Origin of the sequence: Nostoc flagelliforme FACHB-838, assembly GCF_014698065.1 — a bacterium.
Taxonomy (GTDB): Bacteria; Cyanobacteriota; Cyanobacteriia; order Cyanobacteriales; family Nostocaceae; genus Nostoc; species Nostoc flagelliforme_B.
The window spans coordinates 1-10,646 of record NZ_JACJSI010000201.1 but is presented as its reverse complement, the minus strand read 5'-3'; the positions used below and the strand labels follow the sequence as shown (position 1 = coordinate 10,646).

Here is a 10,646-nt window from a genome sequence, read left to right as displayed (position 1 = left end):
TGCGAAGTAGCCGCAGGCTTACAAGCTTAGTTCTGGGAGTGCTTTTCCTGATGACCACATTCCCCGCATTTGCTGAGTTTAAACCACAGGAGCGCAAACCAGCTAGCGAAAATAGTCGTGCGGGTGGTTCACGGTGGCAATGCAATTTTGTAAATTTATTCCTGCTTTTTTAACCTAATTATTCCGATCTTTACCATCACTAAAAGCTACATCTATAAATTTATATCGCTTCATTCTTTTGTTTATTTAACCAAGCCGATATTCTACGTTCATGTTGATCAAATCGGCTGCAACAACCTCTGCCACAACCGTGTATATCTCTGCTGGTCATCTGTAGTCCGCACAGCCAAAGATATTGCTTTTTTGTCACCGATGATGATCGCCAACTTCCTTGCACGGGTAAGCCCTGTATAAAATAGGTTACGCGATAACATCATATAATGCTGCATATACAATGGAAATATCACCACAGGATACTCTGAGCCTTGGCTTTTATGCACTGAGACAGCAAATGCCAGAGTAATTTCATTCAGGTCTGCATAATCGTAAACAACAGCCCGACCGCCATAATCAACTGTAACTTCTTGCTCTACGGTGTCAATGCTCAAGATATTCCCTAAATCACCGTTAAACACCTCACGGTTATAGTCATTGGTTAATTGAATAATGCGTAGACGCTCTTAGCGGCTTGTCGCAGACATCGCCTTCACGTAGAATCATGCCACCCCTATTAATCTCTACCAAGTTTCTGCTTGGCGGATTGATCAGCTGTTGCAACACAGCGTTCAAGTTGCGAGTTCCCACCAGCCCCCGTGACATGGGACAAAGTACTTGCACATCTGTTGCTGGATTAAAGCCCAGTCGAGGAATCAAGTCGGTGATCAGTTCACAGATTGCCTGTACCCCGTGTTCTGGCTGATTTCCTCCACCATGCCAAATACAATCAGATACCGGATTATCAGAGATTGGCTCAAGCGCCGGATATTCTCCCTGATTAATTTGGTGTGCAGCGCTGATGATTGCGCTCTGTTGGGCTTGCCTAAATACTTGCGTTAGCCGAACAACCGGTACTTGAAGCAAATTTATTAGACCAGCTAATACTTTTCCTGGCCCAACTGAGAGAAGCTGGTCGATATCACCTACTAATAATAGTCTAGAGCGGTAAAACTTGCTAGAGGTAGGTTGGAAGAATAGTAAACTCGTTTGATATTTTCTAAGACGTATACGTAATTAAGCCTTTAGTCTCACCTCTCCAGTTAGTTTTGCCGTTCTAGGTTAAATTTAAATGCAGAACAACTAGCATAATAGTATGCGACTCCAAAATGCTAGAACTATATTTCAACGTCAGGTGACTAGGGTAATCGCTCTACCCAGCCTTTTTTTGTTGCTGTTTTCTGGGATTTCGCAGTGGCAAGTTAGCCGTTTGTTTTCAGCACTGCAATGGGTAGACCATACACACCAGGTAATTGGTCAGGCATACCAAACCCAGAAACTGCTAGAAGACTTGGAAACAGGATTACGTGGCTATATGCTCACAGGTGAGCAAAAATTCCTAGAGCCATATTTAAAAGCCAGTCCGATTATTGATACCGTTTTTCAAGAATTAAGTGATTTAGTGTCGGATAATCCCAGTCAGGTGCAAAGTGTCCATCAAGTGGTTAAGCAATATGAGAATTGGAAACTTTTAGTATCTTTGCCACTGAAACGTTATCAACCAGGCGACGAGGTATCTTTGTTGAACCTCAAAGCTCGTAAGCAGCAAATGGATGCTATCCGCCGTCAGATTAATGATTTTATTACCACAGAAGAACAGCTACTAGCCCAGCGCAATGAAACGGTACGTGAGACAACAATACAGCTAAGTGTAAGCAGTATTCTTTTGGCACTGGGAATTGGCGCTATTCTAACTGCATTCATTCGACGACAAATCTTGAAGGTGTCAACAACTTATGAAGGTGCTTTGAACACGGCAATTGAGCAAACTCAAATTGTTCAACACTCTGCTCAACGCCTTGCTGATTTGCATGAAATTGATCGGGCAATTTTATCTGCTGCACCTAATAATCAAATTATACAATTTGCTCTGGAACGGTTGCGCCAACTGGTAAATTGCCAACAAGCGTTTTTGGTGTTATTCGATTTAGAAACCAAAACTGCTCAAGTAATTGAGAGCGGCACTGATGGTGTATTCCAGTCTGCTGAAGGTATGGCACTGCCGATGGAAGACTTTGCTACTACTGAAGTTTTACAGCAGCGACGAATTCGTTTGATTCAAGACATTGCTCAATTAGAGCAGCGAGCGCCAATTCTAGAGCAAATGCTGGCGGCAGGGTTGCATAGTTGCTTAACAATTCCGATGCAGATTCAGGGAGCTTTGATAGGTGAACTTTATCTTGCCAGCATTGATGTTGAGGCTTTTAATAGCGAAAATCAACAGATGGCTTGTGAAGTCACAGAACAGTTAGCGATCGCTATTCAACAATCTCAACTCCGTCAACAACTGCAAGCTTATGCCGAAGAACTAGAATATCGTGTTTTGGAACGCACTGCACAACTACAAGAAAGTAATCAAGACTTGGAAGCTTTTAGTTACTCCATTTCTCATGACTTACGCGCACCTTTACGCACTATACAAGGCTTTGCTCAGGCATTACTAGAAGACTACGGCAGTCAACTAGATTCTTTTGGAGAAAGCTACCTCAACTATATTAATGAAGGTGCTATGCAAATGGACAGCTTAATTACTGATTTGCTGTCTTACAGCCGTCTAAGTCGAAGCGAAATCGAAATTCAACCTGTTGACTTAGCTGTTGTAGTTAACGAAGTACTCAAAAAATTACAAGAACAAATCCAGGAAAGACAGGCTCAAATTACAGTTGACATTCCTTTAGTACAGGTAATGGCTCACTATTCTACACTGAGCCAAGCAGTCATAAATTTGATTAGCAACGCGCTCAAGTTTGTCCAACCAGGCGTATTACCTTTAATAGATATTTACTCCGAAGAGTACATTCAAGAAGATAAAAGTTGGATCAAATTGTGGGTAGTTGACAATGGTATCGGCATTGCACCAGAACATCAGGAACGTATTTTCCAAGTATTTGAACGACTTCATGGTATAGAAGTTTATCCAGGTACAGGTATTGGGTTAGCCATTATACGTAAATCTATAGAAAAAATGGGTGGTTTCTCTGGCGTAGAATCGCAGTTAAATCAAGGCAGCCGCTTCTTTTTTACTTTGCCAAAAGCTGTTTTAGAGAACAACCTCATTAACTCTTAATACTTGCGAGAGAAGACAAATACTTGAAGATTGCTTAAGTTTATTAGAGGTAAATCCTCAGTGTTTTTGGGCATTGAGACAAATCTGAAGTGAATCCTAAATCAGGTTAAATAACACAACTTTATATCAAGGAGCTACACCGATAAGGAGTCAAATAAATACGAAATCTCAATTAGTTAGGAGAAGTTGCTGGAATATGAAATTGCTATTAACTACAGGCATGAAATGAATTCTTTGCAAGCGCAGGACACAATTTTACTAGTAGAGGATAATCCAAAAGATATTCTTTTGATCCAAAGAGCGTTTCGCAAAGCTGGCATTATTAACCCACTTCAAGTAGTGAATGATGGAGATGCAGCCGTGCTTTACCTATCTGGAGAGGAACCTTATAGCGAACGTAGCCATTATCCTTTACCAGTACTGGTATTACTCGATCTCAAACTTCCGCGCCGCTCTGGGGCTGAGGTTTTGATGTGGTTACGGCAGCAACCTATACTTAAACGGATGCCAGTCGTGGTTCTGACTTCTTCGCGGGAATATGCCGACGTTAATCACCTTTATGACTTAGGGGTTAACGCTTATATGGTCAAACCTGTTGCTTTTAATAATTTAGTCGAAATTGTCGAGATTCTTAATCGGCATTGGATAGTTTTTAATGAAAGACCACAAATTGGAACTGCGTAAATTATTCTTTTTAAACTCGCCTATTAACTTTAAAAACCTCACTTTGAAATGGTATTACGCATTCTTCTGATAGATGATAATCCTCACGATCGGTTGTTAGCAATTCATGCATTGGAACAAGAGTTTGCTGATCTTCAGATTAAGCAAGTTATTCGTCCAGAACAGCTAGAAGAGGCGTTATCAACAGGGAATTTTGATGTAGTAATTACTGATTATCAACTGCGATGGAATGATGGTATAACTGTTCTGCAAAAATTTAAAAGCCGTTATCCCGAACTGCCAGTAGTGATGTTTACTAACAGCGGTTCAGAAGAAATTTCTGTAGAGGCAATGAAGTCGGGGTTAGACGATTACGTGGTTAAGTCTGCGCGTCATTATATGCGCTTACCTATAGCGGTACGTTTAGCAGTAGAAAGGGCTGCAACTAAACGTAAAGTTCAAGGTCTAGAATTGCGCTTTCAAACCCTGCTCGATCAATTAAATGTAGGGGTTTATCGGCTGACAGCAGATGATGTTTTATTAGAAAGTAATGGTGCATTTCTGCATCTGTTGGGTATAAATTCCTTGCATAAAATTCCAGAAAGCCACACCCTTGAGCCTTATTTTCAGCCAGGAGATTATGCCAAACTCTTAGAAAAACTCAAGCAAACTGGCGATTTACCCGAACGCGAAGTACTTTTACGGCAAGCAGATGGCAATGAAATTTGGGTGCGAATTAGTCAGACTTTGAGCGCAAACAATGAGATTACAGTAATTGATGGCATCATTGAGGACATTACGGCACGTAAACAAGCAGAGCAACAGCAAGAACAATTGCTACAACTAGAACAGGTTGCACGCGCAGAAGCAGAAGCAAGTAACCGAATTAAAGATGAATTTCTTAGCATCTTATCTCATGAATTGCGATCGCCACTTAATCCTATACTCGGTTGGTGTAAGCTACTTACTAACAACCAGTTAAAAGAATCTAAAAAAACTGAAGCTATAACCATTATTGAGCGCAACGCAAAATTGTTGGCTCAGATGATAGAAGACCTTTTAAATATTTCTCAAATTCTGCAAGGTAAACTCAGCCTGAATATTTACTCTGTAGATTTAGTATCTATAATTTCACTAGTGCTAGAGAGTGTTCAGTTAACAGCCCAAGCCAAAAACATTCAACTGCACAGTGTTTTAACACCGAATCCATGTTTTGTTTTGGGAGATCCCACTCGTTTACAGCAAATATTTTGGAATTTGCTATTTAATGCTATTAAGTTTACACCTGCTGGCGGTTCTGTAGAAATTCGCTTAGAGCAAGTTGATACACAAGCCCAGATTCAACTCATTGACACCGGTCAAGGAATTAGCCAGGACTTTTTACCTTACGTGTTTGATAAATTCCGCCAAGCAGATAGCAAGACTACTAGAAAATTTGGTGGATTGGGGATGGGGCTAGCAATTGTCAAACATCTGGTAGAGTTGCATGGTGGTAAAGTTTGGGCAGAAAGCCTTGGTGAAGGAAAAGGTAGTACTTTTACTGTCAGGCTACCATTAATGAAAATGCAGACTCAAACAAATACAAATATTAAACAGGTTGATAATCAGCTAAATTTAATTGATATTCGGGTCTTAGTAGTAGATGATGAAGTTGATTCTAAGGAATTAGCTTATTTTATACTTCAAGAGTATGGGGCAGAAGTAATAGGTGTAGGATCGCCGTTTGAAGTTATTTTAACTTTAATGGATTTTCAGCCGGATGTATTAGTGTTAGATATTGGAATGCCTGATATGGATGGCTATATGCTGCTGAAACAAATTAGAAGTTTGCCATCACAAACAGGCCAAATTCCAGCGATCGCATTGACAGCTTATGCCGGAAAGTTGGATAAGGAACAAGCAATCTCAGCAGGGTTTCAAGCACACTTATCCAAGCCAGTAGACATTGCCCAGCTAGTAAAAGTTATTGCCGAACTTGTAAACCCAACCTCATAGCATTTTTACCGATTCTCAATTAATTTTAGGGATCGCTCGCTTATCCCTACTTAATTAAATTCGCTTCTTCCGGTACTTTTATGGTGGTTACTAAATTTCAGTAAATTTTAGTAACTACATTTTAATAATGCTAATCCTTGAAATATTTACCGCCTAAGTATTACAGCCGTTTCACGTATACTGAAATAATCCAAGCAGCATGATTTATAATATAACACAGTAAAATTTAAGGCGATCGCTATGAAATTTACTGTAGAGCAAATCCTGAATCTGCCCGATATGAAAGTATTAGATTTTCAAGAAATTGAAGGGGAAGAAATAATTATAACGATAGAAAAAAGCTTTAACTATTCGACTTGCCCATTTTGTGGGCAAATTACTCAGAGTATACATCAAAATCATTGGCGGATGATTCATGATTTACCTTGGAGTAAAAAGCCAGTACTGTTAAAAATAAATCGTCGCCAGTTCAAATGTCATAAATGTAAAAAAGTCTTTAGTGAGAAACTAGATTTTGTAGATAAAAGTAAAGGATATACAAAAAGATTAGCAACAGACATAGTACAACAAGTATTAAATAGTAACATTCATAGTGTTGCCGAAAGGAATGGATTGAGTGATGAAGAAGTAGAATCAATGTAAAAAAAGCAAGTGTCACAAATATTAAACATTAACTTAAGTCAGTTAAAAAAAATTAGGCATAGATGAAATAGCTTTAGTTAAAGGGCAAGGAAACTACTTAGCAGTATTAGTGGATTTAGATACTCATAAGCCAATTGAAATAGTGCAATCAAGACGAATAGAAGATATCCGTGAAGTAATTGCTGGCTGGGGATTTGAAGTACTTAATAAAATAGAAGAAGTGAGTATTGATCTCTGGTCGCCTTATAAAAGTTTAGTAGAAGATTTAATGCCAAATGCTAACATAACTGCTGACAGGTTTCATGTGATGAAACAAGTAAATGATGAATTAGATAGGATGCGTAAAACTGAGAAGAAAGCAGCAATGTCGTTAGAAGATAAAGGGAGCATCCCAGTTTTTTGCAAAGAAGGCGAAAATCAGTCAGGATAGGTAAAACGAGTATATATACTTAGCAATGACCCCAGAACAAAAGCAAGCTCTTCAAGAACATATTCAGGCGATGCCTATGGCGGGCTACGCCAACGCTAAAATATTGTATGAAGATACGTCAAAAGAAAAGCTCACAAATCTTGCAGGAATTGAAGAAGCAGTGCGGAGCCAAATGCAGAAGCATGTTATGCCAGAAGTAGGGGTTTTTTTATCGAAACGATTACAGGGATAACCGCAGGATACCCACGACGACTCAAAAGCATCCTTGGAGAGTTGGCAATAACGAGCAAACAAGCCATTGAATTAGAAGTCGCACCGAGTACTCAACTGAGTCCATATCTAGAAACTTGTTGTTTGAGGGTAAGTGCGAATGTCAGCTATGAAGATGCGGCATCAGACATCAAGTATTTTACGGGCATACAGGTTTCCCACAGCAGCCAACAGAGATTAGTCCATCGTCAGAACTTTGAATTACCAACACCAGAACAGACAATTGAAGAATTAAGCGTCGATGGTGGAAACATCCGTGTCCGAACTCCTGAAGGTCAAATATGTGCATGGCTTGCTATAAAGCGATTAGCTTACATCATCTCGGAATCTTGGGAACTTCATTTCAGAATAATCAGATTGTAATTGATTGGGTTAATGACCAACCACTGGCTAGCCCACTCACTTGTATTGGTGATGGACATGACGGCATTTGGAATATAATTGACCAATTAGCATCTGATGCACAACGTCGAGAAATACAAGATTTGTTCCATTTGATAGAAAATCTCCACAAAGTTGGGGGTTCACAAAAACGCTTGAAACTCTTCCCAGAATCTACTATGGAAAGGTCAAGTTGAGGCTACTATTGCCTTATTTACAGATTGTAAAGGCAAACAAGTACAAAACTTTTGCCGTTATCTTGATAAGCATCGTAATCGCATTATCAACTACGAATATCATCAAGCTGAAGAAATTTGTTCAATTGGTTCTGGTTCAGTTGAATCTGCTGTTAAACAGGTAGACCGCCGAACAAAAATTTCTGGGGCACAATGGAAACGAGAAAATGTGCCTCAAGTCCTTGCCCATCGCTGTGCTTATCTTAATGGATTATTGTCGGTTTGAGCCACTTTAAAAAGTGAGATGCTCCCGAAGATAAATCCGAAAAATCTCGCATACTAGAGGCATTAAGTAAAAGTAAATATAGTTTAATTAAAAATGAATGTTCTTTAAATGACAAGCAAAAATCAAAATTAAACTCCGTGTTAGAGGTGTCGCCGACTCTCGCTAAAATGCACGCACTTAAAGAACAATTTCGACAGATATTTGAAACCACTAAATCTTGGGGAGATAGCATAACAAAATTATTAGATTGGATGTATGATGCACGTTCATACTTCCCGAAAAGTCTAGGGACAATGGTGAGATGGTTTGGGGAAATAGTCGGTTATTTTGATGGCAGAACTACCAGTGGTACTGTAGAAGGAATTAATAATAAACTCAAGTTAATTAAAAGACTTGGGTATGGCTTTCGTAACTTTAGCAATTTTAGATTACGCAGTTTATTAAACTGGCACTTTTCTATTAATTCTCCATAAAAGTAACCGAAGAACCAGAAAAGCTCAAAACTTTATCAAATCAAAGTTTTAGAGTTTCGCTCCGATTATTGTTTTCCGAAAGTGACAAAACAGGGATAAATGAAACTAGAGTCAAACAACCCTTAATTACAGCACTTCCGGCTATTATGAAGCACAATTTTACCCACATCCCTTTCCTATCCTAACTTTTGCAATTGTATGCGTACTTCATAGCAGGCGGAAGTGCTGTAATTAGGATTAATTAAGATACTCTTTAATATCACTTTGCTCACGACGAAGAATTTTCAAAGCAAGATGTTCAGTTTTACGAATTGTTTCCCGACTAAGATTTAGGCGTTTTGCAACTTGACTCAAAGTCAATTCCTGATTATCTTCCAATCCAAAACGTAGAGTCAATACTTTCCGTTGCCTTGGATTGAGCAACGTCAGCAACTTGCTCAAGTCTTGGTGTAGAAGCTCAAGAGAAATTTGCTCATCTAGGGAAATACCATCCATTGGTAAAATATCAGCTAGTTCAGTTTCACGCTCATCCCCGACTCGCATTTCTAGCGAGACTGGAGTCCGGGAAACGTGAAGGTATTCCCGTATTTGATGGGGCAATACATTTAAGGATTCGGCTATTTCTGCTACCACTGGAGGACGACCCAGAGATTGAGAGAGTTGCTGCTGTACTCTCCTGATTTTGTTTAATTTATCGTTGATATGGATTGGCAGACGGATAGTGCGAGACTTTTCTCCAATTGCCCGTGTTATTGACTGCTTAATCCACCAGTAAACATAGGTTGATAGTTTATAGCCTCGATTGGGATCAAACTTTTCGATTCCCTTTTGTAAACCTAGTGCCCCTTCTTGGAGCAAATCGAGAAAATCTAAATTGTGATTCTGGTACTTTTTAGCGATCGCTACCACCAATCGTAGGTTAGCTGTCACCATTTTCTCTTTAGCTTTTTGGCCTTGTTGAATGATTGATTGTATTTCAGCTTCGCTTTGACCAAGCGAAGCGGCTAATTCTCTTGCAGTTGGTTGGCGGTTTAGTTGAAGTGCGAGGCTTGAACGCTGTTCTTCAATCGCCATCATCTGCCGCAACGCCCTAGCATTTGTAATCTCTTGCTCAGGAGTTAGCAGAGGGTAGCGTCCGATTTCTTTGAGGTAGGAGCGAACTAAGTCGGTAGTTTGGCTAGGCATACTTTTAATTAATTGTGAGGACTGCTTTTATTTTTCGTTTAAGTCAAATTTTTTATTTCAAGAGTTAGCTAACAAATCAAATCTTAATCATAGACTTAACTCTAAAGTTTATCTTTGAAGAAATTTATAAACATAATACTTGAAATTTTAAGTAAGCAAACGCTAAAATGTGCTTTATTTTGTAAATAAGTTTTAAAGCAATGGAGAAGTTTAGTTGGATTAAATTAGAGGTACGCTACGCTAATTATAGAGTGAAGTCCTCTTTTGAAGAGAGGAGATGTTCAAATTCACTTCACATTTGAACAAGGCTTAAGAACGCTTTGCGTAAATCAATTGAAAAATACAATTACTTAGTTGAGAAAAAATCATGGATATGCAATCTCTACTCACTTTGACAATCGTAGTTATCTTTTGGGCATTCGTTACTCTCGTTATGTTCCAGTTCATTAATGGACTATTTGTATCGGCTGCTTACGCTAATAATGTGGTTTCGGTTAGCAATGACAATATAGCCACTTCTACAATCCCATCACTATCAGAAATAATCACATCACAAGCTCGGACTTTTGAAAAATTGCCAGATCCTTGGGCGTTAGATGATGAAGTTGTTCATCGCACAAGCAATGAAGCAGTTGTTATTTCATTCCCTACATTGAGATTGCTGCCTCCAGTTAAAGAAGTTTCGCCACAACCAAAACGTACTACTCGTTCAAATAAAGCTAACAATGCTGCCAATAAATCACCGAAAACTAAAAAGGCTGATGTAAACCCGGATTTCTCACAAGTGCGAAAAAATCATTGAGATGAGTAAAATTTAGGAAAGGATATTTTATACATCAGTGGATTAAATTCAGGAACCGAAGAC

At 39.1% G+C, this 10,646-nt stretch carries 5 protein-coding genes and 4 pseudogenes; 7 read left to right on the top strand and 2 right to left on the bottom strand.

Going from position 1 to position 10,646, the window contains the following annotated elements; all coding sequences use genetic code 11:
- Positions 1–278: 278 nt before the first annotated feature.
- Positions 279–1,158, bottom strand: a pseudogene (locus tag H6G97_RS37115) (ATP-binding domain-containing protein); the annotation flags it as partial.
- Positions 1,159–1,309: 151 nt separating this feature from the next.
- Between H6G97_RS37115 and H6G97_RS37110 the strand changes: the two are divergent.
- The 6 genes and pseudogenes from H6G97_RS37110 to H6G97_RS37085 form a co-directional block, all read left to right on the top strand.
- Positions 1,310–3,280 (top strand): CHASE3 domain-containing protein, encoded by a 1,971-nt coding sequence (locus H6G97_RS37110; RefSeq protein WP_190945710.1) that lies wholly within the window; start codon positions 1,310–1,312, stop codon positions 3,278–3,280.
- 225 nt (positions 3,281–3,505) lie between these two features.
- A complete protein-coding gene (locus H6G97_RS37105; RefSeq protein WP_190945708.1) occupies positions 3,506–3,964 on the top strand; it encodes a response regulator in 459 nt (152 codons plus the stop codon).
- A 48-nt stretch (positions 3,965–4,012) separates the two neighbouring features.
- Entirely contained in the window at positions 4,013–5,938 is a 1,926-nt protein-coding gene (locus H6G97_RS37100) for a hybrid sensor histidine kinase/response regulator (protein ID WP_190945706.1), read from the top strand.
- 240 nt (positions 5,939–6,178) lie between these two features.
- Positions 6,179–6,962 (top strand): annotated as a pseudogene (locus tag H6G97_RS37095) (ISL3 family transposase); the annotation flags it as partial.
- A 73-nt stretch (positions 6,963–7,035) separates the two neighbouring features.
- Positions 7,036–8,123 (top strand): annotated as a pseudogene (locus H6G97_RS37090) (ISKra4 family transposase).
- Positions 8,124–8,149: 26 nt separating this feature from the next.
- Positions 8,150–8,596: pseudogene (locus tag H6G97_RS37085) on the top strand (ISL3 family transposase); the annotation flags it as partial.
- Between the two features lie 237 nt (positions 8,597–8,833).
- On the opposite strand, the gene H6G97_RS37080 reads toward H6G97_RS37085, so the two are convergent.
- Positions 8,834–9,781: an RNA polymerase sigma factor, RpoD/SigA family gene (locus H6G97_RS37080; RefSeq protein ID WP_190945704.1), complete on the bottom strand. Its 948-nt coding sequence runs from the start codon at positions 9,779–9,781 to the stop codon at positions 8,834–8,836.
- A 367-nt stretch (positions 9,782–10,148) separates the two neighbouring features.
- On the opposite strand from H6G97_RS37080, the gene H6G97_RS37075 reads away from it, so the two are divergent.
- Positions 10,149–10,583, top strand: coding sequence for a hypothetical protein (locus H6G97_RS37075; protein ID WP_190945702.1), 435 nt, complete (start codon positions 10,149–10,151; stop codon positions 10,581–10,583).
- Positions 10,584–10,646: the final 63 nt, after the last annotated feature.

What these genes read in the sequence shown, in the direction of transcription:
- H6G97_RS37100 (WP_190945706.1), top strand. Translation starts at nt 4,013, where the DNA reads ATGGTATTACGCATTCTTCTGATAGATGATAATCCTCACGATCGGTTG.
- H6G97_RS37080 (WP_190945704.1), bottom strand. Translation starts at nt 9,781, where the DNA reads ATGCCTAGCCAAACTACCGACTTAGTTCGCTCCTACCTCAAAGAAATC.
- H6G97_RS37075 (WP_190945702.1), top strand. Translation starts at nt 10,149, where the DNA reads ATGGATATGCAATCTCTACTCACTTTGACAATCGTAGTTATCTTTTGG.
- H6G97_RS37110 (WP_190945710.1), top strand. Translation starts at nt 1,310, where the DNA reads ATGCGACTCCAAAATGCTAGAACTATATTTCAACGTCAGGTGACTAGG.
- H6G97_RS37105 (WP_190945708.1), top strand. Translation starts at nt 3,506, where the DNA reads ATGAATTCTTTGCAAGCGCAGGACACAATTTTACTAGTAGAGGATAAT.